This is a genomic window from Bizionia saleffrena (assembly GCF_008086175.1).
Lineage (GTDB): Bacteria > Bacteroidota > Bacteroidia > Flavobacteriales > Flavobacteriaceae > Bizionia > Bizionia saleffrena.
In genome coordinates, this window is record NZ_VSKM01000003.1 from 221,417 (window position 1) to 247,578 (window position 26,162).

The 26,162-nt window shown below is 33.6% G+C and carries 28 protein-coding genes; 15 read left to right on the top strand and 13 right to left on the bottom strand.

Going from position 1 to position 26,162, the window contains the following annotated elements; translation table 11 throughout:
- Positions 1 to 82: 82 nt before the first annotated feature.
- Both ES676_RS03920 and ES676_RS03925 read right to left on the bottom strand, forming a co-directional pair.
- Positions 83 to 715 (bottom strand): hypothetical protein, encoded by a 633-nt coding sequence (locus tag ES676_RS03920; protein ID WP_148368738.1) that lies wholly within the window; start codon positions 713 to 715, stop codon positions 83 to 85.
- A 41-nt stretch (positions 716 to 756) separates the two neighbouring features.
- Positions 757 to 1,848, bottom strand: a complete 1,092-nt coding sequence (locus tag ES676_RS03925) for a hypothetical protein (protein WP_148368739.1) — start codon at positions 1,846 to 1,848, stop codon at positions 757 to 759.
- 151 nt (positions 1,849 to 1,999) lie between these two features.
- Between ES676_RS03925 and ES676_RS03930 the strand changes: the two genes are divergently transcribed.
- The 3 genes from ES676_RS03930 to ES676_RS03940 all read left to right on the top strand — a co-directional run bounded on the left by ES676_RS03930 (position 2,000) and on the right by ES676_RS03940 (position 5,913).
- Positions 2,000 to 2,917 (top strand): helix-turn-helix transcriptional regulator, encoded by a 918-nt coding sequence (locus ES676_RS03930; protein ID WP_148368740.1) that lies wholly within the window; start codon positions 2,000 to 2,002, stop codon positions 2,915 to 2,917.
- Between the two features lie 123 nt (positions 2,918 to 3,040).
- Positions 3,041 to 4,684: a M1 family metallopeptidase gene (locus ES676_RS03935; protein ID WP_148368741.1), complete on the top strand. Its 1,644-nt coding sequence runs from the start codon at positions 3,041 to 3,043 to the stop codon at positions 4,682 to 4,684.
- Positions 4,685 to 4,701: 17 nt separating this feature from the next.
- A complete protein-coding gene (locus ES676_RS03940) occupies positions 4,702 to 5,913 on the top strand; it encodes a bifunctional alpha/beta hydrolase/OsmC family protein (protein WP_148368742.1) in 1,212 nt (403 codons plus the stop codon).
- Positions 5,914 to 6,084: 171 nt separating this feature from the next.
- On the opposite strand, the gene ES676_RS03945 is transcribed toward ES676_RS03940, so the two are convergent.
- Both ES676_RS03945 and ES676_RS03950 read right to left on the bottom strand, forming a co-directional pair.
- On the bottom strand, positions 6,085 to 7,551 hold the full coding sequence (locus ES676_RS03945; protein WP_148368743.1) for a sigma 54-interacting transcriptional regulator: 1,467 nt from the start codon (positions 7,549 to 7,551) through the stop codon (positions 6,085 to 6,087).
- Positions 7,552 to 7,662: 111 nt separating this feature from the next.
- Positions 7,663 to 8,790: a vWA domain-containing protein gene (locus tag ES676_RS03950; RefSeq protein WP_148368744.1), complete on the bottom strand. Its 1,128-nt coding sequence runs from the start codon at positions 8,788 to 8,790 to the stop codon at positions 7,663 to 7,665.
- A gap of 216 nt (positions 8,791 to 9,006) precedes the next feature.
- Between ES676_RS03950 and ES676_RS03955 the strand changes: the two genes are divergently transcribed.
- From ES676_RS03955 to ES676_RS03965, 3 genes are all read left to right on the top strand, one after another.
- Positions 9,007 to 9,588 carry a superoxide dismutase family protein gene (locus ES676_RS03955; protein WP_148368745.1) on the top strand — a complete coding sequence of 194 codons (582 nt, stop codon included), beginning with the start codon at positions 9,007 to 9,009 and terminating at the stop codon, positions 9,586 to 9,588.
- Positions 9,589 to 9,659: 71 nt separating this feature from the next.
- Positions 9,660 to 10,190 (top strand): RNA polymerase sigma factor, encoded by a 531-nt coding sequence (locus ES676_RS03960; RefSeq protein ID WP_148368746.1) that lies wholly within the window; start codon positions 9,660 to 9,662, stop codon positions 10,188 to 10,190.
- Complete coding sequence (locus tag ES676_RS03965; RefSeq protein ID WP_148368747.1) at positions 10,191 to 11,000, top strand: anti-sigma factor; 810 nt, start codon at positions 10,191 to 10,193, stop codon at positions 10,998 to 11,000.
- Between the two features lie 546 nt (positions 11,001 to 11,546).
- On the opposite strand, the gene ES676_RS03970 is transcribed toward ES676_RS03965, so the two are convergent.
- The 4 genes from ES676_RS03970 to ES676_RS15165 all read right to left on the bottom strand — a co-directional run bounded on the left by ES676_RS03970 (position 11,547) and on the right by ES676_RS15165 (position 16,414).
- Positions 11,547 to 13,784: a TonB-dependent receptor gene (locus ES676_RS03970; RefSeq protein WP_148368748.1), complete on the bottom strand. Its 2,238-nt coding sequence runs from the start codon at positions 13,782 to 13,784 to the stop codon at positions 11,547 to 11,549.
- A 6-nt stretch (positions 13,785 to 13,790) separates the two neighbouring features.
- On the bottom strand, positions 13,791 to 15,080 hold the full coding sequence (locus ES676_RS03975) for a tetratricopeptide repeat protein (protein WP_148368749.1): 1,290 nt from the start codon (positions 15,078 to 15,080) through the stop codon (positions 13,791 to 13,793).
- Between the two features lie 90 nt (positions 15,081 to 15,170).
- Positions 15,171 to 15,740: a DUF4331 family protein gene (locus tag ES676_RS15160; protein WP_148368750.1), complete on the bottom strand. Its 570-nt coding sequence runs from the start codon at positions 15,738 to 15,740 to the stop codon at positions 15,171 to 15,173.
- A 23-nt stretch (positions 15,741 to 15,763) separates the two neighbouring features.
- On the bottom strand, positions 15,764 to 16,414 hold the full coding sequence (locus ES676_RS15165; RefSeq protein WP_148368751.1) for a DUF4331 family protein: 651 nt from the start codon (positions 16,412 to 16,414) through the stop codon (positions 15,764 to 15,766).
- Positions 16,415 to 16,559: 145 nt separating this feature from the next.
- Here ES676_RS15165 and ES676_RS03990 point away from each other — a divergent pair, with 145 nt between their 5' ends.
- Complete coding sequence (locus ES676_RS03990; protein ID WP_148368752.1) at positions 16,560 to 17,786, top strand: LETM1-related biofilm-associated protein; 1,227 nt, start codon at positions 16,560 to 16,562, stop codon at positions 17,784 to 17,786.
- Between the two features lie 6 nt (positions 17,787 to 17,792).
- Here the strand turns inward: ES676_RS03990 and ES676_RS03995 are convergent, their stop codons facing one another.
- The 4 genes from ES676_RS03995 to ES676_RS14655 all read right to left on the bottom strand — a co-directional run bounded on the left by ES676_RS03995 (position 17,793) and on the right by ES676_RS14655 (position 20,481).
- Positions 17,793 to 18,548 (bottom strand): LytR/AlgR family response regulator transcription factor, encoded by a 756-nt coding sequence (locus ES676_RS03995; protein WP_148368753.1) that lies wholly within the window; start codon positions 18,546 to 18,548, stop codon positions 17,793 to 17,795.
- Positions 18,549 to 18,566: 18 nt separating this feature from the next.
- Positions 18,567 to 18,881 carry a 2TM domain-containing protein gene (locus ES676_RS04000; RefSeq protein WP_148368754.1) on the bottom strand — a complete coding sequence of 105 codons (315 nt, stop codon included), beginning with the start codon at positions 18,879 to 18,881 and terminating at the stop codon, positions 18,567 to 18,569.
- 1 nt (position 18,882) lies between these two features.
- Complete coding sequence (locus ES676_RS04005) at positions 18,883 to 20,220, bottom strand: 2TM domain-containing protein (protein ID WP_148368755.1); 1,338 nt, start codon at positions 20,218 to 20,220, stop codon at positions 18,883 to 18,885.
- Between the two features lie 96 nt (positions 20,221 to 20,316).
- Positions 20,317 to 20,481 carry a hypothetical protein gene (locus tag ES676_RS14655; protein WP_170234421.1) on the bottom strand — a complete coding sequence of 55 codons (165 nt, stop codon included), beginning with the start codon at positions 20,479 to 20,481 and terminating at the stop codon, positions 20,317 to 20,319.
- A 119-nt stretch (positions 20,482 to 20,600) separates the two neighbouring features.
- Here ES676_RS14655 and ES676_RS04010 point away from each other — a divergent pair, with 119 nt between their 5' ends.
- The 8 genes from ES676_RS04010 (at position 20,601) to ES676_RS04040 (ending at position 24,819) form a co-directional block, all read left to right on the top strand.
- Positions 20,601 to 21,038 carry a hypothetical protein gene (locus ES676_RS04010; RefSeq protein WP_148368756.1) on the top strand — a complete coding sequence of 146 codons (438 nt, stop codon included), beginning with the start codon at positions 20,601 to 20,603 and terminating at the stop codon, positions 21,036 to 21,038.
- An 11-nt stretch (positions 21,039 to 21,049) separates the two neighbouring features.
- Complete coding sequence (locus ES676_RS04015; RefSeq protein ID WP_148368757.1) at positions 21,050 to 21,481, top strand: hypothetical protein; 432 nt, start codon at positions 21,050 to 21,052, stop codon at positions 21,479 to 21,481.
- 202 nt (positions 21,482 to 21,683) lie between these two features.
- Positions 21,684 to 22,190 (top strand): DUF3124 domain-containing protein, encoded by a 507-nt coding sequence (locus ES676_RS04020; protein ID WP_148368758.1) that lies wholly within the window; start codon positions 21,684 to 21,686, stop codon positions 22,188 to 22,190.
- Positions 22,191 to 22,376: 186 nt separating this feature from the next.
- Positions 22,377 to 22,754 (top strand): hypothetical protein, encoded by a 378-nt coding sequence (locus ES676_RS04025; protein WP_148368759.1) that lies wholly within the window; start codon positions 22,377 to 22,379, stop codon positions 22,752 to 22,754.
- A 106-nt stretch (positions 22,755 to 22,860) separates the two neighbouring features.
- Positions 22,861 to 23,337 (top strand): hypothetical protein, encoded by a 477-nt coding sequence (locus ES676_RS04030; protein WP_148368760.1) that lies wholly within the window; start codon positions 22,861 to 22,863, stop codon positions 23,335 to 23,337.
- Positions 23,338 to 23,692: 355 nt separating this feature from the next.
- Complete coding sequence (locus ES676_RS15205) at positions 23,693 to 23,803, top strand: MarC family protein (RefSeq protein WP_317130819.1); 111 nt, start codon at positions 23,693 to 23,695, stop codon at positions 23,801 to 23,803.
- Between the two features lie 62 nt (positions 23,804 to 23,865).
- A complete protein-coding gene (locus ES676_RS15210; RefSeq protein WP_317130820.1) occupies positions 23,866 to 24,114 on the top strand; it encodes a MarC family protein in 249 nt (82 codons plus the stop codon).
- 36 nt (positions 24,115 to 24,150) lie between these two features.
- Entirely contained in the window at positions 24,151 to 24,819 is a 669-nt protein-coding gene (locus ES676_RS04040; protein ID WP_148368761.1) for a lysoplasmalogenase, read from the top strand.
- Between the two features lie 5 nt (positions 24,820 to 24,824).
- Here the strand turns inward: ES676_RS04040 and ES676_RS04045 are convergent, their stop codons facing one another.
- Complete coding sequence (locus tag ES676_RS04045; RefSeq protein ID WP_148368762.1) at positions 24,825 to 26,099, bottom strand: NAD(P)/FAD-dependent oxidoreductase; 1,275 nt, start codon at positions 26,097 to 26,099, stop codon at positions 24,825 to 24,827.
- Positions 26,100 to 26,162: the final 63 nt, after the last annotated feature.

The window sequence follows — 26,162 nt, forward strand, 5'->3', positions numbered from 1 at the left end:
GCGTTTTTTTATTAAATTGTTAAAGCCGTTTCTTCCCCAGAAACGGCTTTTTTTTTGTTATATAGTATTACTTTTAATAGACTTACCACACTTCAAATAAATTCAATCCCTTATAATCTAAAATTAATTGCCCCCAATTAAAAGGCGTTTTTATAATAGACACCTTTTCGCCACCATTCGCTTCCAAATTTAAATCTTCAACATTTTTATGTAGTGCAGAACCGTTTTGTTTGTAATGGTTGAATTCCTTAATGAGCCCCTCAAGCGACTCTTGTATTCCGGCATCAAACCGATCGAGATAATCTAAATAACGAATGCCGTGAATTAAAATCTTCTCAGTAGTTTTATCTGAAACATTTTCAATCACCATATAAATCTCAATGCCTTTATTATTATCTGGAGACGATTTAAATGTAGCCCCCTTCCCTCCCAGCTCTATCGCATTCCCAGAGTCAAAATAACGTTGTAGATCTATCCGCGCTTGGGCATCGGTTGTATGCTCTTTACCCAAGCCTTCATATAGTACGTCTAAAATGCTGAAATAATGGTTAAAAGCTGCCTCTCTAGCCATAAGCGGAGGCCCGTTTTTAAAGATAGTGTTCGTTTCTGCTAGATCGGCAAAAGTAGGTGTTGCATCCTGAAATTCATCGTGAACATACGGTACGTCTCTTCGCCAATATTTGGTTTCTACTTGATAATGAATACTTGTGTTCATAACTTTGATTAATTTTATTTTGATTAAATATGAAGCTTTTATTACAACCACTCCATTACATTTTTCAATAAAATGGTGTTGTTATTTAAATACGTTTGGCTACAATTTTCAACGGTTAATTGTTTTCTATTTATACAAACTGTTTTAAGTAGACGCTCTATAAACACATCCATATTCTTAATATAATGTTCCGATTGTGGGATTTTAGAAGCTTGTATTAATTGTACAAAACGAAAGGTGGTTTGCAAAAAATGAAAGCCCATATTTAACCCAGGCTCTTCACATTTATACACAATTCCTTTACTAATTGTGTTGGGAGTTGTGGCCTTTTTATTAATGCCGTTATGAATTAGAACCCTAAACAATCTCTGCTCATTTAACTGTGTACTGATTGACAAGAGCTGAGGTAAATTTTTCGCTTTTCCTTCAAAAGAATATCTATTATTTATGCTTTCTGAAAACTCATAGAGCGTATGCAGTAGTAATGATAATAGTATTAAAGTATTCCCCCCATCTACAACCTCCAATTGGTTTTTTCCTCGTGGTCTCACTAATATGCATTCTAAAATACTTTCCAATTGTATTGGCTCGTCAATTAGTCCTCTTTCATTACTCGTGTTAACCGATAAAACGTGCTCCCATAGTGTATCAATTTCACCTTTATTATACGTGTAATTGTCTCCATAAATGGGAAGCGAATAGCGACTATCGCTATTAAAAACAGCTTCCAGTTGTAAAGATTTTATCTCCCATAAGTGATTTGCGGTAGCATATGCAGATTGATATTTAATACTTCGTAGGGCTAAAAAATCGAAAAGAAGAAGCCTGTATTTTAATAGTCCAATTCGTAACCCATCCAACACCTTAGTATTTAACTTTAAGTCATCTTTAATTCCTCTTTGCTCCATTTTTTCTAGAACGTTTAAAATTAGAACTTCAACACCCTCGTTATTGTCACAAAGAATTTCATTTTCTATAGCATCGAACAGACCTGCATTTCCCTCACTAAAAACAGTGAGTTTATTAAGTTTTAATAATTGAGAATCGTAGAAAGCAGACTTAAAAGGCAGTGTTGAAAATCTTAATTTTAACCATTCGTTAAATTCATTTTGGAGTAAATAATCGTTTTTCATAATAGCAATTTTAGTGATTAAAAACAAATTACGCTACGCACTCCGCCAAATGAAGGCGGACCAAAAAAGAATTTTTAAAATCTATAATAAAATTGTTCTAAACCTCTTGTTTTAAACTAATGATCTTCTATTTTTGAAGTAAAATCTTACAATGTCTAACTATAAAATATTAAAGCGACTAAATTGCATTGTAAAATTAGTGGACTCCTACCCAGGTCTCAATAAAACACAAATTTTAGAGCGTTTGCAAAATGACTACGCTTTAGATGTCGCTATGCGCACTTTTGAAAGCGACAAGCGTAATTTAGAATTGTATTTTGGTATTGCAATTATGTATAATTATAAAACGCGAGGCTACAATATAGAAGAGAGTGAAGACGCTTTAAATCAGTTTTTTAAGTTTGCCAAATTCGCCTCTATGGCAGAGATTTACGAAAGTGGTATTAAGGATTATAAGGCCTTTCAAAAACGGATAATTCCAGAAGATAGTTCTGGGTTTAGCGGTGTACGACATTTTAAAGAATTAATTTACGCCATCTCTTTACTCCGTAAAGTTTCTTTTATAAAGGAAAATTATTACGGTGACACCATTAAGCGATACATTGTTTCTCCATTATGTCTTAAAGAATATTCCAACCGCTGGTATTTAATTGCAGTAGCAGAAGGTGAAACGCAAATCAGAAATTTTGGCATTGATAGACTTTCAAAAATTGAGATTCTAAACTCTAAATCATTAAAAATTGAAGATTTCCAAGAGCAATTAAAACAATACGACACTGTGGTCGGTTTAAACTACAGTGAATATCCAAACAAAAAGGTGGAAAACATTGTCATTAAAGCCCATTATAATCAACTTAAATATTTACGCAGTTTGCCTCTGCATAAATCTCAAGAATGTGTAAATGGAATAAATAACGATTGGGGTACCGTTACTTTTAAATTAAAACCGAATTACGAGTTTGAAATACAGATTTTAAAACTGGGCAATATGGTCGAGGTTTTAAAACCGCAATGGTTTAGAGATAAAATTAAAAAACACATTAGTGAAATGTATCAGCTGTATAACTAAACCTATTTACTAAGCAGGAAAAATAAAAGCACTCAATAAGGATTCCTTTTAAGGTGTTAAAGCAGTTTCTTCCCCAGAAACGGCTTTATTTTTTTGTATTTTTGATTAAACTTTATCTTTTAAATGAAAAAAACAGTCCTTATACCATTGCTTCTCGTTTTAACTCTAAACAGTTATAGCCAAGGCTTACTTTCAGAAAAAAACAACTTCACTCATCAAGATACACTCCGTGGTTCTATTACGCCAGAACGCGAATGGTGGGATTTAACTTACTATCATTTAGATATTGCTGTACACCCAGATAAGAAATTTATTTCTGGTAAAAACACAGTGCAATACAAGGTGCTACTAGCCAATAATGTTTTGCAAATAGACTTGCAGGCACCACTTAAAATCACAAAAGCAGTTCAAGATACTAAAGAACTACAAGTAAGACAAGAGGGTAATGCATGGTTTATAACATTAAAAAGCAAACAAAAAACTGGTGACTTGAAATCTGTAGATGTGTTTTATGAAGGCTACCCTAAAGAAGCTATTAATGCGCCCTGGGATGGTGGTATTTCTTGGAAAAAAGACACGAACGGAAATCATTTTATAGCCTCTTCTTGCCAAGGTCTTGGCGCTAGTGTGTGGTGGCCAAATAAAGACCATATGTACGATGAGGTCGACAGTATGCTGATTAGCGTAAATGTGCCGAAAGAATTAGTGAATGTGTCTAACGGTAGACTTCGTAAAATAGAACCTAAAAAAGACAATACAACAACGTATCATTGGTTTGTAGACAATCCTATTAATAATTATGGTGTAAATATTAATATTGGTAACTACGTTAACTTTTCTGAAGTCTACAAAGGAGAAAACGGTGATTTAGATATGAATTATTACGTACTCGATTATAATTTAGAAAAAGCAAAAAAGCAATTTAAAGATGCGCCGAAAATGATGGAAGCTTTCGAGCACTGGTTTGGTCCTTATCCTTTTTACGAAGATAGTTTTAAGTTAGTTGAAGCGCCTTATTTAGGAATGGAACACCAAAGCTCTGTAACCTATGGCAATCAATTTAAAAACGGTTATTTAGGACGCGATTTATCGGGAACAGGTTGGGGTTTAAAATTCGATTTTATTATTATTCACGAAGCGGGCCACGAATGGTTTGCGAATAACATTACCAGCAAAGACATTGCAGATATGTGGATTCATGAAAGTTTTACAGCCTATTCAGAAAGCTTATTTGTAGAGTATTACTATGGCAAACAAGCAGGTTCAGAATATGTTATTGGAACCCGAAAAGGCATACAAAACGAACGACCAATTATTGGAAATTACAATGTTAATAGCGAAGGTTCTGGAGATATGTATTACAAAGGTGCGAATATGCTTAACACTATTAGAACGCTTTTAGATAACGACAATAAGTGGAGAACTATTCTTCGTGGTTTAAATAAAGACTTTTACCATAAAACGGTAACCACACAACAAATTGAAAATTATCTGATAGAAAATACAGGGTTAAACCTTCACCTCATTTTTAATCAGTATTTAAGAGATATCCGTATTCCGGTGTTAGAATATACTATTAAAGACCGAGAATTAAAGTATAGATGGAGCAATACTGTTGAAGGGTTTAAAATGCCGATTCAAATTGAAATTGATGGAAAAACACAATGGATAAAACCTTCTGCAACCACTAAAATATTAAAATTAAAATCTACAAACCCTGACTTTAAAGTGAATAAAAACTTCTATATTGAAGTAAAAAAGCTTTAAAATAAATACGCCGTAAAATGAATATTCAAAAAGTTACCTTTAAAAATACGGACGGGTTAGAGTTAAAAGGACGACTAGAACTTCCTCTGCAACAAAAACCACATAATTTTGTTCTTTTTGCGCATTGTTTTACGTGTAATAAAAATTTATCAGCCGTTAGAAACATAAGCAAAGCTCTAACGTCTAAAGGATTTGGTGTTCTACGTTTCGATTTCACTGGTTTGGGAGAAAGCAACGGAGATTTTGAGAACACTAATTTTTCTGGGAATGTTTCAGATTTAATTCAAGCTTCAAGATATCTCGAAGAAAATTACACCGCCCCTACGCTGTTAATTGGGCATTCACTGGGTGGTGCAGCCGCTATATTTGCTGCAAACGAACTCCAAAATATTAAAGCCATCGCAACCATAGGAGCGCCTTCCAACACCAGTCACGTAGAAAATCTACTAAAAAGTAATCTCGACGAAATTAATAAGCAAGGCAAAGCAGTTGTTAATTTAAGTGGGAGAGATTTTACTATTAAGAAACAATTTTTAGACGATTTAAAAACAAACGCGCTTCCTGAAGTTACCAAAAACCTCAACAAAGCATTACTTATTTTACACTCGCCGCAAGATGCTATAGTAGGAATTAAAAACGCTGAAGAGCTCTATAAAGCCGCAAAACACCCTAAAAGTTTTGTCTCTTTAGATGGTGCAGATCATTTATTACTAAAGAAAGAAGATTCTATGTATGCCGGTGAATTAATTGCGAGTTGGGCGAAACGCTATCTTAATTTACCAGAAATCGAAACCTTGAACACAACGCATCACGTTATTGCTAGTTTGGATAAAGAGGAAGGTTTTACAACGCAACTAAGAGTTGGAAATCATAACTTAATAGCAGACGAACCTACTTCTTTTGGCGGGAATGATTTCGGTCCGTCGCCCTACGAATATGTAAGCGCAGGACTTTCGGCTTGCACGGTTATGACCGTGCAAATGTATGCGAAAAGAAAAAAATGGGATCTAGAAAATATCGAGGTACACACAAGCTATTCTAAAACGCACGCTGAAGATTGTGAAAACTCTGAGGATATTTCAGCCAAAATTGATACGTTTACACGCGATATTAAATTAACGGGTCACTTAGACGACAAACAAAAAGAGCGCCTCTTACAAATAGCAGATAAATGTCCAGTACACAAAACATTGCATAGTGCTACACAAATTATAACGAATTTGCTTTAAAAACAGGTTGATTACAAAAGTTTATATAAATATGAGGCACAAAAAAAAAGGAGTGATAATTCACTCCTTTTCTATGCTTATTTAATTTAAAATTAAGTCTTGATTTCTGCTTCGTAGTATTAAAAGCAAAGCTGTCCTATCGCCTTTATCTAGAAATACTGATTTAAAAGATTATAAGTCGTTTATAAAACTTCCATAAGGATCTTTAAATTGAACGCCCTCGGTAAATCTAAATTTACTCAATTGTTTAAATTCAACCAATCCCCAAAGCACAAATTCTTTTAAGAAATAACTTTCTTCTTTAGAAAGTTCCGGTTGGTGTTTTTCTAATAAATCATTTAATGGCGTTACAGCATCTAGGAGGTCTTTATACTCTTTATCGCTTAAATCGTCTAACAATTCAAAACCATCACGATTATTAAAGAACCAAGATACGATATCGTCGTACGGACTTTCTTCTTCTTGTTTTCTTAGTTTCTCGATTTCAGGGAAAAATTTAGGAAATAAACTTTTTACAGCCTCACCTATTAAATTATAAGCCACTTTTGCAGCCCCTTCTTGTTCGCCTTCGTACACCAACTCCACTTTACCAGTAATGGAAGGAATAACACCTGTAAAATCGCTTAATCTCACCGTCGTTTTTTCATCTCCTGTTTTTAACGCTCTAAGTTCCGCTGTACTCATTAAATTCTCATAAGCGGTAATACTTAAACGTGCACTAACACCGCTTTTAGCATCGATATATTCACTTTCTCTAGCTTCAAATACAATTTGTTCTAAAAGATCTTTAGCCAAATCTGGTACGGCTATGGTCTCTTTTTGTTGTGTTCCGAGCTTCGCTTCCTGCTCTGTAATACGACGAGCAGTTTCAATATCTTGCGGATAATGCGTTAGTATTTGAGAGCCTATTCTATCTTTTAAAGGCGTAACGATGCTTCCTCGGTTGGTATAATCTTCAGGGTTTGCCGTGAATATAAACTGCATATCTAAATTTAACCTCAGCTTAAATCCTCTAATTTGAATATCACCTTCTTGCAAGATATTAAACAAAGCCACTTGTATTCTAGCTTGTAAATCTGGTAATTCATTAATAACGAAGATACAGCGGTTTGCTCTTGGGATCATACCGTAATGAATTACGCGATCGTCTGCATAACTAAGCTTTAAATTAGCTGCTTTTATGGGGTCTACATCACCAATAATATCGGCAACAGTAACATCGGGAGTGGCTAATTTTTCGGCAAAACGCTCACTTCTATGCATCCAGTAAATAGGTGTGTCGTCTCCTTTTTCTTTGATTAATTCTATAGCAAGTCGAGAAATAGGCTGTAAAGGATCGTCATTAATTTCAGAACCTTCAACCACAGGGATATATTCGTCCAAAAGATTAAGCATCAATCGTGCTAAACGTGTTTTTGCTTGGCCTCGTAAACCTAATAAATTAATATTATGCCGCGATAAGATAGCGCGTTCCAATTCTGGAATCACAGTGTTTTCGTAACCGTGTACGCCTTCAAATGTGGTCTCTTTATTTTTTATTTTTTCAATTAAATTATCTCTTAATTCATCTTTTATAGATTTGCTTTTGTACTTAGCCTTTTTTAATTCACCTATAGTTTTAATTGTATTTACTTTCATATGTAGTTTAAGCTTTTGAGCTATTTCTTATTATAATATGGAATAATGGATTCGCTTCTTCTGCTTCAATATTATTCTTCTTGCTATTCACCAATTATTCTCTCAGGATAATTAGCCTTTAATTCGTTTCTTTCTATTGGTTTCGTAATCTTCAAAAATCATTTCACCCAAACCTTTAATCCCGGTATAAAAGGCTTTTCCCTGATTAGCCTTCGTAAATTCTTGAACAAACTGCATTAAATAAGGATCTTCCGCAATCATAAACGTGGTTATTGGAATATGTAGTTTACGAGCTTGCTGTGCCATTGCATAGCACTTGTTGGTAATATGCGGATTTAATCCATTACTATCTTTATAATAACTTCCGTCTTTAAGTCGTAAGCAACTCGGTTTTCCATCGGTAATCATAAAAATTTGTTTGTTAGTATTTCGCTTTCGGCGTAATAAGTCCAACGCTAATTGTAAGCCTGCCACTGTGTTTGTGTGATAGGGGCCAACGTTTAAATAGGGTAAATCTTTAATTTTAATTGGCCACGCATCGTTACCAAACACTAAAATATCTAAGGTGTCTTTTGGATATCTGGTAGTAATTAATTCGGCCAACGCCATCGCTACTTTTTTGGCTGGCGTGATTCGGTCTTCACCATAGAGAATCATACTGTGGCTAATATCTATCATTAACACCGTACTCATTTGCGATTTATGCATAGTATCTTCGACTACCAAATCGTCTTCGGTTAAACTAAAATCGCCAATACCGTTATTAATCTGTGCATTTTTTAAGCTCTCGGTCATTGATACTTTGTCTAACCCATCACCAAACTGATAATTTCTAAAATCGCCCGTATGTTCATCACCCTGACCCATTTGTTTACTCTTATGATTTCCAGAACCACTACGTTTTATTGCTCCAAAAATCTGATCTAATGCTGCCTGCCGTATCGCTCTCTCGGTTTTTGCCGTAATTGCCATACCGCCTTTACCATCCGGTTTAATTTCCTCACGGATATAGCCTTTCGTCTTTAAATCTTCAATAAAATCGTCTATGGTATACTCAGAAGTTGTTAGTTTATATTCTTTGTCTAATTCTCGTAACCATTCTATCGCCTCATCGAAATCTCCGGAAGTATGTGTTATAAGTTCTTTAAAAATTTCGAAAAGTTTATCGAATGGTGACTGTGTAGGAGCTTCGTACGTTTTAAAAACAAAGCCTTTTTTAAAATTATGATGTGTTTTCATACCTTATAAAAATAAGACTTTTAAAGCAAAAAATAAGTAAAGTTTCGTTAAAACTGTACTTTTAACACTACGCTAACAACATTGTTTTATTTTAAAAATGACCGTGTTATACATCGGTTTGCATCCACAATATGGATTTATAGATTTAGAACTTGCATAACGATTAATATCTACTTACATTTAAAAGGTATTTTAATAAACTAAAAAGAACATACAATGAAAAAAATAACTCAATTAGCATTAGCATTAACTTTCATTTTTGCTGCAAGTTGTAAAGAGAAAAAAGAAACACCAGCTGCACCAGAAATGGAGAAAGAAACAGAAATGGTAACAAAAACTGAAACGGCTATAAAAGTAAAAGTAATTTTAGAGTCTAAAAGTGACAGTAAGGTAACTGGTAATGCAGTCTTTACCCAAGTAGATGGTAAAGTAAAAATGGTTGCCATTTTAGAAGGGTTAGATAAAGGAACACACGCTATACACTTACACGATAAAGCAGATTGCTCTGCGGCAGATGGTTCATCGGCTGGCGGACACTGGAACCCAACAGGACAACCTCACGGGAAATGGGGTGATAGCGCAGGATATCATAAAGGAGACATTGGAAACTTTGAAGCCGACGATAAAGGATACGCTACAGTAAATATGACTACCGACGAATGGTGTATTGGTTGTGGTGATGATACGAAAGATATTTTAGGTAAATCGATTATAATACATCAAGGTGCCGACGATTTCACTTCCCAGCCTAGCGGAAACGCTGGATTTAGAGTTAGCTGTGGAGGAATCATAAAATAAACACATTCTAATTTCAATAAAAAGCAGCTTACTAAAGCTGCTTTTTTTTATCTTTAAACCAAATATATGATATGCAGTTAGAATTATTAATTTCGAAATTCCAGCAAAAAGACGAAAAAGCTTTTGAAGCGCTTTACAATATGTATAGCGAAAGTATGCATGGCGTAATTTATAATATTGTGAGAGATCGTAATATTGCTGAAGAAGTGATGCAAGATGTTTTTATAAAAGCTTGGCATAAATCGGAATCTTACGACGCCACTAAAGGTCGCTTTTTTACTTGGATTCTTAATATTTCTAGAAATGCAGCTATAGATAAAACCAGATCTAAACATTTTAAAAACAATTCGAAAAACCTTGATGCTGAATATTTCGTAGATATTCTACCATCTCAAGATGACCTAAACGATAGCACTGACGCTATTGGTGTTGCTAAATTTGTAAGCTTACTCAAACAAAAGTGTATTGAAGTGTTAGAGTTATTATACTTTAAAGGCTATACGCAAAAAGAAGCTGCAGAAACTTTAGAAATACCCATCGGGACGGTTAAAACAAGAAACAGAAATTGTATTAATGAATTAAGACAAATCGTTTTAAACTAAATGGATATTAAAACCTACATAGAATCTGGAATTTTAGAACTGTATGTTGCAGGCGCACTCTCTGATTTAGAAAATAGAGAAGTGTACAATGCTATGCTTAAGCATCCTGAAATACTACACGAAGTTTTAAATATAGAAGCTGCCGTTGTTAAATTGACAGCCCAAGTTTCTCCTTCAACTTCTAAACAAATTTATGCAAGCATTAAAAAAGCACTCGGTCTTACTGATGAAGACACTAAAGTTATGTCTTTAAACACCCCTTCTAAAAACACCAATTGGTTAAGTTATACGGGTTGGGCAGCGGCAGTATTTTTAGCCGTTGGTTTATTATGGACTCTAAACAAAAATGCGTCTCTAAATACCAAAGTATCGACTATAACGACAGATAAAGAATTTTTAGAAATTCAAATTGAAGATGTCCATTCCGATTTGGCAGACACTAAAAAATTACTAAATGTTGTTAGAGATGAAAATTTAATAAATATAACCTTAGATGGTCAAGCGGTCTACCCTGAAGCATACGCGAAAGTGTATTGGGATAAATCTGAAGCAACAGTATATTTAGATTTAGAAGGCTTACCAAAACCTCCAAAAGGTAAAGTTTACCAAATCTGGTCGCTAACTTTAAATCCGTTGTCGCCTACGAGTTTAGGAACAATAGACGATTTTAATGACAATACTAATAAAATTTTCGAATTACAAAATAACAATGCCTCTCAAGCGTTCGGTATTACCTTAGAACCGGCTGGCGGAAGTAAAACCCCTACAATGGAACAACTCTACACCTTAGGTGTGGTAAGTGATACCTAGTAGTACGTTCTTAACTACTAAAAAAAGCTTAAACTGAAATTCAGTTTAAGCTTTTTTTTATGGATTTAAATGAATCGTAAAGTTACTAATGGTGTTTTAGTCCTATAAGTTCTGAGATTTTAAAAAGTTAAAAACATAATAAAAACTCTAAAAGCAGCACTTAATAAAAGGAAATCTGTAGCGCAATTTAAAATGAAAGCTTAAAAATTAGAGTTTAAGCTTTAAAATAGCGGTTTAATTAAATGATCTCAGCGACTCAATAGGTATTGGCTTAACTCCACTCTGTGCATTCCGAATGCTCAATCATACTATGATTTAAGGTGAAGTGATGCTTTTTAAGTCGATTTCTTTAGGCTAATTAAGGTGTTGTTTCACATTTTTTCTGTGATGAGTGCTAACAGTTTAAAATAAACCAAAAAACAAAACCCTTTTTAAACTGCGTTTAAAAAGGGCTTTGTAATCAACCAACAAAAAACAAACAAAAAATCTTACTCAACAAAACAATCAAAGTAAAAAAATGTTGGTTGATACTTAATTAAATTACACTTAAAAATTATACGTTATTGATCCTTTAGCACTGAACGGCGTTCCTGGCGTAAAATGAATTTCTTCTACAGCATTCACCTCGTTTTGCAAACGTGTTTCAGTTAAGAATTGTGTTTCGTTCCACTCGGTATCGAAAATATTTTCAATGACAACACCAAGGGTTATATTTTTATTAATTTTATAATTCAGATTAAAATCGGTTACAAAATAACCTTCAGCTACGACCGAGTTATTCTCGTTGGCTGGTCTGTCTCCCAAATATCTGTAATGTATACCCCCTGCAAATCCATTATACTCATTTAATGATAAACCACCTACAAACGTTAATTTAGGCGCTAAGGGAATGTAGTTTTCTCCCTCAGGATCTTCAACACTTCTAGCTTTTGTTAACGTCGCATCGGTATTAAAATATAAATGATCGGTTAATTGGTAACGCAAACCAAAATCTACACCGTAACGTTCTGTTTCTCCACTAGGCTCTACAACTCCAGCATCTCCAACATATACAAATTCTTGCTCTAAAAATAAATACCAAGCTGCCGCGTTTAAGGCTAATTTAGGAATAGGTTTCCAGATCGACCCCACATCTACACCATACGCTTTTGGTAAAACATCTTTACCTTCTTGAGCCACCACAACACGTGTATCGTTAGAGTGAAAACCAATACCAGATTTAAAAAACCATTGTAAGTTATCGTTTTGTTCGAATACGACATTCAGTTTTGGAAATAATCCTGCTTTATTTTCTGCTTGTGTACTGTAGTCTTCAACTAAAGCATCGTTATACATAAATTTAAAATACTCTAAACGCAGACCTGGCGTAATTTTGAATTTTCCTAAATCAAATTCAGCCTTATAAAACGCAAACATATTGGTTTGGTTTATATCCCCTAATTGTATATTCTCTAACGTCGTTGTTCTGTTTAGCGTGTGTGATAATTCGATTTCACTAACTCTATCGTGTCTTAAACCTACGCCGGCTGTGGTTGTTAAATCGGCAAAACTTAAAAGACTTGACTTTTCGATTTGAGCATTGAAACCAAAAATGTTTCTGTCTTCTTTTTGTTTAATTTGATCGCCATTGATAGGATCTTCTAAAAAGAAAGTGAAATTAGAATACAGTTCGAAATCGTAATGAGAATAGAAAGCGTTTGAAGTTAATATGGTATTATCATCAATCACCGATCTAAATTCAACATTAGCATTAGTACGACTTGTGTTCCCTCCTTCAGTATCGTCTATGGCTCCAAAACGACCAATTAACCCACTGTCCACTGCCCGTTGCGGAATTTGCCCTGAAGCATCCCAACGACTATCTAAATGTGTTATAGTAAACGCTAATTTATCGGTGTTGTTAACGTATGTTGTGTATTTACCAATAAGATTTACTCTATTAAAATTCTGAGAGGTCTTAAAAGCACCGTCAGTTTCAATATATTCGATACCTACGTAAGCATTATCCCGATTAGATTTTTCTAATACGTTGAATAACCCTAAAGTTCTAATCGTATTAAATTGACCATAAGATAATTTAATCGTATTATTTTTTAAACTGCTCTTCGTTTTAAAATCGACATAGCCAGCAGTTGTGAAATCTCTAGCCTCAGCGTAATAAGGGCCTTTTCCAAAATGAATATTACTAATAGTTTCAGGTATTACAAAGTGTAAATCGCTATACCCTTGACCGTGAGCGTGCGACACGTTATTTACGGGTATTCCGTCTACATTTATAGAAATATCTGTTCCGTGATCGATATCGAAACCTCTTAAAAATAGTTGTTCGGCTTTACCTCCACCAGCGTGTTGCCCAATCATTAATCCTGGTACTTTTCTTAAAATCTCTTGTGAAGAGTTAATAGGATTTGTTTCTAAATCCATTTTCACTAAAGTGTTTAACGGGTTTATTTGCTCTGTTAACACTAACTCTTCTAAATTAAAAATTTTGTTATCTAAAACCACAGATAGTGAACCCGAAACTAAACTTTCGGTTAGTAATATTGTCGACTTTTCAAATCCGAATAATCCGATTTCTAAAACATCCCCTACCGCGCTTTCTTCTATAATAAAATACCCATTTTCTGAAGTATGTGCGTGAGATTTGCTTGTTGTATTGTACACATAAGCACCATTGAGAGGTTGCTTATAACTGTCAAAAACAAAACCTTTAAGCTGTTGTGCTTGTGAGCACGTAAAACTAAAAAGAAAAAAAGTAACAAAAATTAATTTAAATTGATTCATATATAATTATAATTGGTTTATTTTAATTTCCATTAAAGGCCCAAGTTCGTAAGCGCTATCTTTTAATTCCTTTTTAAGAGATTTTACTTTATCTAACCTTTGGTTAGCCTTGTATATTTCTGCAATATGATACAGTGCATTAGGCTCGAAGGTTTTGTTTACAACATAAGCTTCTACAATGTCTAATGCTTTATCAAAATTTCCTTTTCTAAACTCAGACCACGCTAGTAAATCGTAAGATAAAGGTGTTGGTCTATTTGCAATTTCCCGTTTTGAAACTGCTAATGCAGCATCTAAATTCGTATTATTATCTGCCCATAATTGTACGTTATATGCATTATACATATCGCCATAATTTTCATTTTTCACCACCTGATTGTACGCTTCTAAATAATTATCTTTAGCGACATCATTTTTCATATACTCAGAGATTTCTGCTTTTAACAAGTAAAAATCTGGTGTATTGTAATTTTTAGTTACCGTATTTAATATACGCATAGCTTCCTCTGGATTGCGCTCGTAAGAGTAAACAATCCAAGCAATTCCTTTTTTAGAATACGCGTCATTTGGATCTAATTGAAGTGCTTTTAAGTAATAATTATAAGATTTTTGAATCTCTCCATTATGTCCATAAAAATCGGCAAGATTTGTATAAGACCATTGCATTAAGCCTTCATTTTTTGAAGTTTCAGCCTTAACAACAGCCTGCTCCATATACTTAATTGCGGCGTCTAAATTACCTTTGTGATCATTCCATTTAGCAGTTCGAATTAGAAAATCAAAGCTATTAAGATTTATTAACTTTTCTAAGTAAAACTTAGCTTTTTCATCGTCTCCAAGCTCTAAATATACATCGAATAGCATTTTCTGAGTATCAGTTAATTTTTCGCCATTTTCTTCAGCTTTTAATAATAATTCTAACGCGTTTCTAAATTTATGTTGCGAAATATAATTACGAGCTAAGCCTCTTAAATAGCTAGCATTATCGTAATTGGTTTTTTTGTTTAAAATAAGGTAGTTTTTTTCAGCTTCAATAAGCTTAGAGATGTCTCCAGTGGTTTCAAACTTGCTTCCGTTTAACCCAGCCATTTTTCCTAAATAAGGAAATTGATTCGGCGTTTTCTCTAATTTTTGAGACCAAAAAGCGTACTCCTTTTTTATAAGGTCTACTGTTTTGTTTTCAGTATTTAAAAAAGAATTGTAATCCTGAGCAGCTGTAATATCTTTTGAGTTAGAAATCTTGCTGCAACTCGCTATTGTAAGTAATAGGACCAAAGAATAAAGTATCGATTTCATAATATTGTTTGTTTGTTTGTTTGTTTTTTAATTTTATTCATATAAAAAACTAAAGCGCTAGTAAGGATAGCGCTTTAGTTTAAAGTGCTTCTACCAAGCAGAAGCTAAATATGGAAATGAGGCTAAAAAAGGTTTGTCATTTTCATTAACATTATCGTTGGATAAACCTGGGTTTTCAGAAAAATCTTCTCCTCCAAAAATTAATAATAACTCTACAGTTATTACATCGTCTGCAAGGTTACGTCCTGTTAAGACATTTGTTCCGTCATAAAACGTTGTTGTTCCATCAAGCGATACATTTAAAACATCGGTAGCTAATAGACCTGTAAATGCAGCAGCATCTTGCCCCAATGCATTCATATCTCCTGGGTTAGCAAATGCAGGACTTAAACCCATTAAATTGGCTTGAAACATGGCCTGATACGCGGCGTTTTGATCTGTAGGAACCGTTGTATTAAAAGCGTCTTTAGAGCCTGAAGACACAAACACTGTATTTACAGCTGGGCGTCCCATTTGGTCTTCTTGACTATAGGTTCCAGTAAAATCTAGAGTTGTTGGTGCCGGTGTTGGTGTTGGCGTAAAGCTATCATCGTCGTTAGAGCAGTTAAAAGAAACTGCCGAGACTAATAATGCTGTCATTAGTATTTTTATAGTTTTCATAAGTTTTAAGTTTTAAATTGTTATTATTTTCTTTTAGATTCTATCCACGTATTAATGGTCCCTGAACCACCAATCATAGATTTTGGCACCTCAACGACAATAGACATTACGTTAGTTCCTGCAAAGGTGTCGTCTCCTGGCGTATTAAAACTCGTTGCATCTCCAGCAATAATTGCGGAATATTGAGCAAAGTCAAAAAAGAAGGGATCGTCTCTTGGCCCTGCAAACGCTTTAATACCGTTTGGATTGTTCGTTACTTTTGCTGTTTCACCGTAAGCTGTAATATCTACCACGGTCTGTGTCGCATCCTTCATAATGGTACTATTTAAACCTACAGCTGCTGGAGTGGTTGGTCCGAAAAAGTACATTTTTCCATTTCTAGGAATCGCTTGAATAACTAAATCCTCAACGTTATCGTTATTAGTATCAATGTTAATCTCCACTAATACATTTTCATCGAAAGTTGCCGAAGTCGAAGCCATCGGACTTAATAAACCTTGAACATTGGCTACAAAAGCAATATTATCTGTGTTTTGCCCCTGAAACGCATAAAAGTCGGTGATGTCACTACTTGTGCCTGTAACATCTGGTGCATCAATGTGATCGGCTGCTACCATAAAGAAGCCAGCAATAGCTAATGCTGAAGCTCCTAGTAAAATTTTCATTTTTTTCATAATATGAGATTTTTTGTTAATTAATAATTTGTTCTCGAGAATACCTACGCAAAAAAAGTAGATAGGGTTTTATAAATTGTTTCATTTATAAAAATAAATGGGATTTTAAACTTTTAGAAGTACCTTTATACTCAAATAAAAAGTTATGAATCCTTCAACTTCAGGTTGGATAAAGAAATTCGAATCGATCGTTAGACAAAGTGGTTTGTTTTGCAGCGACTTTAACGCGCTGTACTCTAAACTAAGGCAAAGCGGCTTTTTATACGGTCTAAATATTTTTGCACCACCGCAATTTGAATTCGAGCATACCTATTCTAAAGATGAAATTGGAAAAGTAAATCTACTCACCGGCTTGTACCATACTTATGTATTTACCACGGGAGACACGAATTTTAATACGTTTTTAACAAATGTGGTGCAGTTTTATAAAGATTTAGAAGTTTCAGATTTATCGCTGTGGGACAAATTATTTATTCGGAGTTCAGACGCTTCCGTTTTAGAACGCCTAATTAACGATCGTGTGCAATTAGATAATAACTTATTGACCCGAAATTTTAATAAAACGGTTACCAATTCGCTAGTTTTTATTGATATCCTGACCTTTAGACAACATTTAAAAACAGGAATAAACGTAAACACTTACGCCGCTCGTTTAGAGACCATCCTTGTCAATATTACTTACGACGCCTTAAATTATAAAGTAGATAACAATAAAAAAGATCTCGATTTTCTAAAAAGTTTGCGTGAATCGATTTCTTATGTAAAGGACGATAGTAAAAATTTTAACTTAAATTATAGAAGAGCATTAGAAACAGATTTTAATTATTACGAGAAAAAATATTTCTTAGACATTGCTTGTTTGGCCATTTGGGAAGACGTTTTTGAAGATGATAAAGCGTACAATTTTGTAAAATCTGTAGGTGTAGATATGAATCTTTCGGTAGAAGAGATAAACGACGCGCTAAACCATATTGTAGCGTTTAATAAACGCCATAAAGAAGAGTTTTCTGTATTTAAAACCTCTACACCAATTGCTAATTTTTACGATAATTCGTCGAAGTTGGTTATGAAACTTATAAAAAGGAATAGTAAGCGTATTTTTAAAGAGCTCGTTCAAAGTAAAGATTTAATGGTATTGCTTACACAGGCTACAACTCGAGATTTAACAAAAGAGGAGCAGAAAAAAGTACAATCTCAATTGATAGATATTTTTAAAACCATACCAAGTCTGGCTATTTTTATTTTACCTGGTGGCGCTATTCTATTACCTATTGTAGTGAAATTAATTCCAAATATGTTACCGTCTACTTTTAACGATAACAAAGTCGAAAAAGTAAAAGAGGAAAAAAAACCTAAAGAATTAAAAAATTAATAGGATTTACTCTAACCAATTCTTAAACTCCTTTACACGCTCTCTGGCTACTATAATTTCATAATCTTTATAGGTATTCAATTTTATTTCTATTCGCGAATTAGTATAGCTTACCATATCTTTTATGGCATTAATATTAACGTAAAACTTACGATTAATTCTAAAAAACATATGGGGCTCTAACTCTGTTTCCAATTCGTCTAAAGTGGCGTCTATTAAGTAATTGCGACCTTGACTAGTGTACAAATATGTGCCTTTATTTTCACTGTACACACATTCTATTTCGTCGCTTTGTATTAGTTTTAAATGCTGTCCTACTTTTACCGAAAACCGCTTTTTATACTCGCGCTCTATCGGGTTTACCAAAAGTTGCTTAATATCATTAAAATCTAATGTTACGTGTTGCTGCGACTCTAGTCTAGATTTATATTTTCTTACGGCAGCTTCCAGTTCCTCTTCATCTATAGGTTTCAATAAATAATCTATACTGTTCAATTTAAATGCTTTTAGAGCATACTCGTCGTAAGCTGTTGTAAAAATTATTGCCGATGTAATAGAAACCGCTTCAAAAATTTCGAAGGATAAGCCGTCGCTTAACTGTATATCTAAAAATATAAGATCGGGATGTGCGTTATGCTCACACCACTCAATAGACTCTTCTACCGAATGTAATAACGTATCGGCTTCAATATTAATTTTTTTTAGCATCCGTTGTAAACGTCTTGCCGACGGTTTTTCATCTTCAATAATAAGTACTTTCATTTTAATTATATTTTAAAATTAATCCCAACGATTACTTTTAGTTTTCTCCATATACTCGCGTATTTTGCGTTCTTCCCAGTCTTTCCCCATAACAAAGGTGGGTACAAAAACACTTAATCCATGTGCTAGTAATCCTAATCCCCAGAAAAATAAAGTGGTGAAATTATGCCACTGGAAATAGCTTTCTCCGACGTCTAAATTCTGAATATTGATCACCACAATCATTAAATTAATTACGGTATAAACTAACGCGTGTGTGTAAAACCCTTTTATTTGTTTAACGCGTTTTGCTGCTCTTTGGTAGCGCTCCTGTTCTAAGTTTCGATTTTCCATTTTAATTCCAGTGTTTAGTGTGTTGTTCTTTGTCCAAAATTTCTTTTATTTTTTTCTCTTCCCAATTTTTCCCAAAACCAAACACCCCAAATCCGTGAAAAATAAGTCCCATTCCCCAACCCAACATTGGGTAGAAAAACCATTTGTGCTGCTCCCAAGAGGTTTTGTAATTAATAAAAATGATTACCGGAATAATAATACAATAAGCTATAAGATTGCCGTAAAACCCTTTTATTTCGTCAACATGCTTTTTTGCTTGGTAATAAGCGTCTTGCTCGTTTATTTTATAGTTTGTTTTCATAATAGAGAGTTGTTTTGTAAGCATTGGTAAGGCCACTTTAAACGTGTTTTCACTTTCCGTAATGCTTATTTTTTTGTTTGTTAATAAAGCGTAACGTTGTTTTATATTACTTAAACCAACACGGCTACTGTTACTTTTTACCACTCGTTTTATTTGCAAATTGTTTTGGACCACCAACAAACCGTTGTCTTCGTAAATAGTAATATGCAACGGTTTGTTACTAGTTACAATGTTGTGTTTCACCGCATTTTCTAATAATAATTGTAACGATAAAGGCACCACCTTACTTTCTGGATTCTTAGCGTGCTCTGGCATAGAAAACACTAAACTGTCTTCAAATCGCATTTTTAACAGCGACATATACGTTTTTGCAAACTTGAGCTCTTGGTCTACCAACACTAAATCTTTGTTTTTCTGCTCGAGCACATACCTGTATATTTTAGATAAACTAGTCGTAAATTTCTGTGCGTTTTCAGGGTTTTCATCGATTAAACTTGCTAAAACATTTAAGCTATTAAACAGAAAATGCGGATCTAATTGATTTTTTAAAGCATTAAACTTAGCACTCGCCGTACCTGCAATTACTTTTTGTTCTTTAATTTTTTGCTTTTGCTTACGGTTGTAGAAATACACGAAATGAAAGACAATAACAATACTCATTGTAATCCATAATCCAAATTGGTAATCCATAATCGATTCGTGACTAATAAAATAAGAAAAACTATTGCCTACATAAATAACCGACGTGAAGAAACGCAATAAAAACAAACCTATTAAGGTTAATAGCGTAGAACCTAACGTGCCAATTATAATGCGCTTTACACCGTTTTTCTTCTGCCACTCTAACCGCTCTAAATAGGCGAAATAAAACATATTCGAGAAGGCTAAAATAAAAGCGTACAGTTGATAAAACCCAAAACTGATTAAAAACGCGTCTGAACTTTTATAATTAAAATCGCCAAAAAACAAGTTACCGAGTATAAATACTAAACAGCCAATAGCGAATGTGATTATTATATTTTTAAAGTGGCTATTCATTGGTTTTCTTTTTAATTTGTTTAGCATCATTCAATTCTAAAGTTAGCAAAAGCTAATTTGGTAGATTAGTTAACTTATTTGTTAATCATTTTCGTGTTACTTTCCAAAACAGAAAGTCGTATTTTTAACCGAATACAAAAGTGCTATTTTAGGCGCTTCTTTTTTATTAATTTCTACTTTTTTTACTTCTATTGGTTTATTTTTGTCTGTAGACACTTGGGTCACGGCAAAAATTGAGATGAGTACTCCGATTTTAAACATAGTATGTGGTGTTAAAGGTTGAAGCAAATATCACTCAGCTTACGCGATTTTTAAAAAAGGGTTTACCGAACTGTAATTTTTCACTTCTCAACTGCATTTTTACATTCTATTTTAAAAAAATGAGTAACTTATACCGTGTAAACGCTATTTTCATGATCACCGTTAAAACCGTAGAACATATTGTAATAGGAATAATAGGTTGTTTAATCGTACTCAATATTGTTTTAAATTTTAATCGCACAAAAAACGATACTGTAAATGTTATTCTTAAAAACTGGGCATACAATAAGTATTTTTTTACCACTTTTTTTTGGGGTGTTTTGGGAGGGCATTTCTTTCTAGGTTCACGCTTGCCACTATTTGGAGATAACTGGTGGCTCCCCGTTGTACTACTCGTTGTAATCGTTATTATTATGATTATAATAGGAAAACGATTAAATCCTAAGTACATTTTAAAACGTCGTTATCAACTCATTTTACTCCTTACGGGTATCCTTTACGGTCATTTTATTTGGTCGCAACGCCACTTACCAAACGTAGATTTACCTTGGTTTTAATACCTGAATTTATGATACAGCACCTAAAACAATTTTTAAACAACACACATCTTATTAAGCGAATACAGTACGTATTAATAGCAATGTTTGTTCTTTTAATTGCTTTAGATGTTTATTTGGCTGTCGATTCTATAGACAATAACACCATAAGCAGTATTATTAAAAACAATACCGATAACGGTTTTTTTGTCCTTACTTATTTTTGGGGCGCCATAGCTGCAAATCTTTTTTTTACCACTCGCCGATTAAAATTAGTGAGCCCCACCGTTGGTACCATTATTTTGGTGGCATTTGCACTTATTATTATCGTATTTAATATTGGCGAATTAGTTACAGATTTTATGGAAGACCACTATTACGGCATTTACCGCTATGCCATTTCTATGGCGTTGGGTAGTGTTGTGGGCTTACTGTTTTGGAGACAAGAAGGAAAAGCAGTTTAATTTTTTCTCTTTTTAAGCCGAATTAGCGCCCGGTTGATTGTGGCTGTAACTTACTATACAATAGAACGTCGTTAGTTGAATCATTTTATAAATATAACCCACTATTGAAGCCCTTTAAGAGCTCTTAAAACAATTGAGTACTTTTAAAGATAGTTTCTTATTCTTAGTACCTCGTAATTTTGTATTTTACAAAAAAAATAAAATGAAGAATTTTCTACTGTTATTAAGTGTTTGCTTTGTACTTGTTGCTTGTAATGGCAAAGCAGAAGTCAGTTCTATTAATCCTATTAACTGGAATAAAAGAACCATTTTACTTCCAAAAAGCAATGCTCTGGTTACCGGTAAAACGTATTTATCTGTCTATTCTGAAATTTATGGTTTAACCGAGCACCGCACACAGGGTTTAACTGCAACCGTAAGCATAAGAAACATAAATCCTAACGACACAATCTATATCAATAAAGCTGAATACTTTAACACACACGGGGAACTGATTAGAACCTATTTTAGCAAAACAGTGTTTATAAAACCTTTAGAAACTATAGAGATTATTATAGACGAACGCGATAAAGAAGGGGGTTCGGGCGCTAATTTTGTTTTCGATTGGAGTATTTCTGAAGGAATACACGATCCGTTTTTTGAAGCCGTTATGATTTCAACCTCTAGTCAACAAGGAATTTCATTTACCACACAAGGCCTTAAAATTTAAAAACTTCAGTTTACTTTTGGTGCTTCATTTGTACTTCGGTCTCTAAAAAATTATAATTTCTAAAAATTCTTTCGCTTCAACGTAAACCATAAACGTTCTTTTCTATTAAAATAATTAACATTATTTTTTGTTTTCGAAATGTTAATTATTTACCATTCTATACTATTAATGCTTTAACTTTGAAATGTGAAAATAACATTCAAAATATTAAGCCTCTTATTTTTATTGGCATTCTGTTTACCAACAGTTAATGCGAGCGCAACTATAGTGTCTTTACACAACGAAGAGGTTTCAAAAACTTTAAAATCGGCATCTGACAAAGGTGCTATCACTACCGCTTCTTTTTCTGTACATACCAAAGAATTTGATCGCATTATTGTAGAACAACTTACCACCAATACACCTGTAATATTTATAAAACATCTTGACACTGGAAAGGCGATTGCCGCTAGTAGCAAGCATTTATTTGTAATAGCGTATTCTAAATACATTCAGTTTTTAAAAAATTTAAACCTTAATTTTTTAACTATTGATATTATTTACCCGTTTCATTCCTTCTGGTAAACCCCTTTTAATTATTTCGGCGCCCTGTAGTGGCAAAACTTTTAAACGGACTTTGTAATACTCACAAAGTGCGCATAACGCTATCAAAATAATTAAAAAATTTATTATGGAATTAGGAATGACTATTATATCTGCTACACTATTATTATTAATTATAGTACCCTTAACTTTAATGCAATTAAAAAAGAGAAACAAAGAGCAATTGCTTTTAAAGTCTTTAAAAACTTTATCTAATCAGCAAAATTGCAAACTTACAAAATACGACGTAACTAGTGATTTTGCCATTGGTTTAGACCAAGCAACTAAAACCTTATTTTATTATAAAAACACGGTTTTAGAAAACATATCGAAACACGTTAATTTAAGTCAGTTTTTAGATTGCGAAGTTTTAGAGGTAAGACAAAATAACACTAGAAACAAACAAGGCGACATAGAAAACTTAAACTTAGTACTGCATCCAATAGATAAAAATGGAACGGTAGAGACGTTAAAAATCTATAACTCTAAAGAAAACTATCAATTAAACGGAGAAGTTGATTTAACTAAAAAATGGAAAGATTTAATTTCTTTATCCATAAAATAATTATTTCCCCCACCTTTTAAGCCCTAATATTTTGTATTAGGGCTTAATTTATTCTATTAACCAAGGACATACATACATACATACATACATACATACATACATACATACATACATACATACATACATACATACATACATACATACATACATACATACATACATACATACATACATACATACTACTATCTCTTTTTTAATTGCTGTTATAGATCCGTTGAGCTCGGTAACTGTATGTTTGGAAGCTAACACGCAATTCGATTAAAAACACAAAACTAAAACAGCTATTAGGGTCTCTATTGTAGCTTTCTTTATCTTGCTCTTTTTTATCATTATCGGACAACTAATTTTGTAGGGGATGGAAGTGTCGCTAGATGCTTTTCAAATTTCTGGTGGTGTCATTTTATTTCTATTTGCCTTAACAATGATATTTGAGGATGGAAAACTAGGCGCTAAAAACAAATATTAAACGATTATAAACAGATTACTATTTTCTCCGTTGCCATACCATCAATAGCGTCGCCAACAGCAATAATAGTCATATTGCTTTTAACCGACAATCATTTATACTCTGTGCAGCAACAAGCTACAACTGCTGTATTAGTACCCGTTGTAATTGTTATAACACTATTTTTATTATTAGCCGCGAATAGCGTTCCACAAAAAATTGGTGAATACGGAATTACCGTTATTAGTAAAGTTATGGGTTTAATTCTTTCGGCTTACGCTATACAAAGCATTCTTGTGGGAATAAAAGATTTCGTTGTGGTTTTGCATTAAGACGTATCTTTAAAGTAATTATATATAGTATAATTTATGAAGCCTATAAAAACAGCCTCTTTTCTATTTGTTTTTGCGAGTCTTGTAATTTTTGAAACACTAATAGCAAACAGTGATGGTCTTAGTACTTTGCATTTTATATCGAAACCACTTATTGTAAGTGTACTTATTCTGTACTTCTTAAATACAACAAAACAGCAAAAGGTTGCGTGGAGACGATTAACGCTATTAGCCTTAGCTTTTTCTTTATTAGGCGATGTTTTATTACTCTTTGTATTTAAGTCGGAGTTTTTCTTTATGGGCGGTTTGCTCGCTTTTTTAATAACACACACTTTGTACTGTATCGTATTTTTAAAACATCGTAATAAGGCATTAAAGCCTTATCGTTTTATAGCTCTATTTGTTGTGTATGCTATTGGATTGTTTGTTCTCTTAAAACCAGGATTGGGAGAGCTACTAATTCCTGTACTTGTTTATATGTCGGTGATTCTATTAATGGGCATTACCGCGTATTTAAGAAAAGGAAATGCGCCCAACACTAGCTTTAAACTCGTGTTTTTAGGCGCACTATTTTTTATAATTTCAGATAGTATTTTGGCAATTAACAAATTTTATTTGCCCGTCCCTTATTCCAATTTTAGTATCATGTTTACTTACGCTTTAGCTCAATTACTAATTGTTTTGGGCTTAAAAAAGCGATTTTAAGCATTTTATTTTTTAGTATATGGACGAATAATAAGTCGCGAAGCTTTATCGAAATTAATATAATTATAGGTCCAATTAAAAAACACTATCACTTTATTTCTAAAACCTACTAAAGACATTAAGTGCACAAACATCCATACAAACCAGGCGAAAAATCCGGCAAACTTATAATGTTTCAAATCTACAACCGCTTTATTTCTACCCACTGTTGCCATCGAACCTCTGTCTTTATAAACAAATTTCTTTAAGGGTTTACCGTCAATTAATTTTATAATATTTTCACCCAGCAATTTCCCTTGCTGCATAGCAGGTTGTGCTAATTGCGGGTGTCCTTTAGGAAAAGCTTCTGTTACCATAGACGCAATATCACCTAAAGCAAAAATAGAATCGTAACCAATAACTTGATTGTATTCGTCTACTTTATAACGGTTAGCGCGCTCTATTAAAGCATCGACTCTAAGACCTTTTACGGGTTTACCGGTAACTCCCGCTGCCCAAATTAAGGTTTCCGATTCTAAAAACAGATCTGAATTGGTTGTTACGGTTTTACCGTCATAATTACTAACAATTGTATTACAATGCACATTTACCCCTAATTTTTTTAAGAAGTATTCAGCTTTTTCAGACGCGTGCTCACTCATAGGTGGCAATACGCGGTCTGCGCCTTCCAGCAGGTGAATTTCCATTGCACTAGCATCTAGATCCTTATAATCGCGAGGTAAAATATGATTTTTTAATTCTGCAATAGCTCCTGCTAGTTCCACACCCGTTGGTCCACCACCAACAATTACAAAATTTAAAAGTGCCAAACGCTCTTGTTTAGATGTGGTAATGGCCGCTTTTTCAAAATTCTGAAGAATTAAACTCCTTATGTTTAAAGCTTGTGGCACCTGCTTCATTGGCATACTGTGTTTTTCAACCTCTTTATTCCCAAAATAGTTAGTGCGTGTTCCTGTCGCCAAAATTAAATAATCGTATTTTAAATTACCTATGCTCGTTTCAATCTCTTTTTTTTCAGGATGAATTTGTGCTACATCGGCTAACCTAAAAAAAGCTTTGTCATTTTTTTTTATGATTTTCCGAAGCGGATAGGCAATAGCGTCAGGCTCCAAACTTGCCGAAGACACTTGATATAGCAGTGGCTGAAATGTATGGTAGTTATTCTTGTCGAACATAACAACTTGAACATTTTTATTTGCCAGTGATTTTGCGATACTAATACCGGCAAAACCTCCACCAACAATAACAATTCTAGGTAAGCTTGTTTCTGGAATATTCATAATATATATTGACTTCTATTTTTGCGCAAAGATACAGAAGCGCAATTGTTTATACTTTTTATT

What these genes read in the sequence shown, in the direction of transcription:
- ES676_RS03920 (WP_148368738.1), bottom strand. Translation starts at nt 715, where the DNA reads ATGAACACAAGTATTCATTATCAAGTAGAAACCAAATATTGGCGAAGA.
- ES676_RS03925 (WP_148368739.1), bottom strand. Translation starts at nt 1,848, where the DNA reads ATGAAAAACGATTATTTACTCCAAAATGAATTTAACGAATGGTTAAAA.
- ES676_RS03930 (WP_148368740.1), top strand. Translation starts at nt 2,000, where the DNA reads ATGTCTAACTATAAAATATTAAAGCGACTAAATTGCATTGTAAAATTA.
- ES676_RS03935 (WP_148368741.1), top strand. Translation starts at nt 3,041, where the DNA reads ATGAAAAAAACAGTCCTTATACCATTGCTTCTCGTTTTAACTCTAAAC.
- ES676_RS03940 (WP_148368742.1), top strand. Translation starts at nt 4,702, where the DNA reads ATGAATATTCAAAAAGTTACCTTTAAAAATACGGACGGGTTAGAGTTA.
- ES676_RS03945 (WP_148368743.1), bottom strand. Translation starts at nt 7,551, where the DNA reads ATGAAAGTAAATACAATTAAAACTATAGGTGAATTAAAAAAGGCTAAG.
- ES676_RS03950 (WP_148368744.1), bottom strand. Translation starts at nt 8,790, where the DNA reads ATGAAAACACATCATAATTTTAAAAAAGGCTTTGTTTTTAAAACGTAC.
- ES676_RS03955 (WP_148368745.1), top strand. Translation starts at nt 9,007, where the DNA reads ATGAAAAAAATAACTCAATTAGCATTAGCATTAACTTTCATTTTTGCT.
- ES676_RS03960 (WP_148368746.1), top strand. Translation starts at nt 9,660, where the DNA reads ATGCAGTTAGAATTATTAATTTCGAAATTCCAGCAAAAAGACGAAAAA.
- ES676_RS03965 (WP_148368747.1), top strand. Translation starts at nt 10,191, where the DNA reads ATGGATATTAAAACCTACATAGAATCTGGAATTTTAGAACTGTATGTT.
- ES676_RS03970 (WP_148368748.1), bottom strand. Translation starts at nt 13,784, where the DNA reads ATGAATCAATTTAAATTAATTTTTGTTACTTTTTTTCTTTTTAGTTTT.
- ES676_RS03975 (WP_148368749.1), bottom strand. Translation starts at nt 15,080, where the DNA reads ATGAAATCGATACTTTATTCTTTGGTCCTATTACTTACAATAGCGAGT.
- ES676_RS15160 (WP_148368750.1), bottom strand. Translation starts at nt 15,740, where the DNA reads ATGAAAACTATAAAAATACTAATGACAGCATTATTAGTCTCGGCAGTT.
- ES676_RS15165 (WP_148368751.1), bottom strand. Translation starts at nt 16,414, where the DNA reads ATGAAAAAAATGAAAATTTTACTAGGAGCTTCAGCATTAGCTATTGCT.
- ES676_RS03990 (WP_148368752.1), top strand. Translation starts at nt 16,560, where the DNA reads ATGAATCCTTCAACTTCAGGTTGGATAAAGAAATTCGAATCGATCGTT.
- ES676_RS03995 (WP_148368753.1), bottom strand. Translation starts at nt 18,548, where the DNA reads ATGAAAGTACTTATTATTGAAGATGAAAAACCGTCGGCAAGACGTTTA.
- ES676_RS04000 (WP_148368754.1), bottom strand. Translation starts at nt 18,881, where the DNA reads ATGGAAAATCGAAACTTAGAACAGGAGCGCTACCAAAGAGCAGCAAAA.
- ES676_RS04005 (WP_148368755.1), bottom strand. Translation starts at nt 20,220, where the DNA reads ATGAATAGCCACTTTAAAAATATAATAATCACATTCGCTATTGGCTGT.
- ES676_RS14655 (WP_170234421.1), bottom strand. Translation starts at nt 20,481, where the DNA reads ATGTTTAAAATCGGAGTACTCATCTCAATTTTTGCCGTGACCCAAGTG.
- ES676_RS04010 (WP_148368756.1), top strand. Translation starts at nt 20,601, where the DNA reads ATGAGTAACTTATACCGTGTAAACGCTATTTTCATGATCACCGTTAAA.
- ES676_RS04015 (WP_148368757.1), top strand. Translation starts at nt 21,050, where the DNA reads ATGATACAGCACCTAAAACAATTTTTAAACAACACACATCTTATTAAG.
- ES676_RS04020 (WP_148368758.1), top strand. Translation starts at nt 21,684, where the DNA reads ATGAAGAATTTTCTACTGTTATTAAGTGTTTGCTTTGTACTTGTTGCT.
- ES676_RS04030 (WP_148368760.1), top strand. Translation starts at nt 22,861, where the DNA reads ATGGAATTAGGAATGACTATTATATCTGCTACACTATTATTATTAATT.
- ES676_RS15205 (WP_317130819.1), top strand. Translation starts at nt 23,693, where the DNA reads ATGGAAGTGTCGCTAGATGCTTTTCAAATTTCTGGTGGTGTCATTTTA.
- ES676_RS04040 (WP_148368761.1), top strand. Translation starts at nt 24,151, where the DNA reads ATGAAGCCTATAAAAACAGCCTCTTTTCTATTTGTTTTTGCGAGTCTT.
- ES676_RS04045 (WP_148368762.1), bottom strand. Translation starts at nt 26,099, where the DNA reads ATGAATATTCCAGAAACAAGCTTACCTAGAATTGTTATTGTTGGTGGA.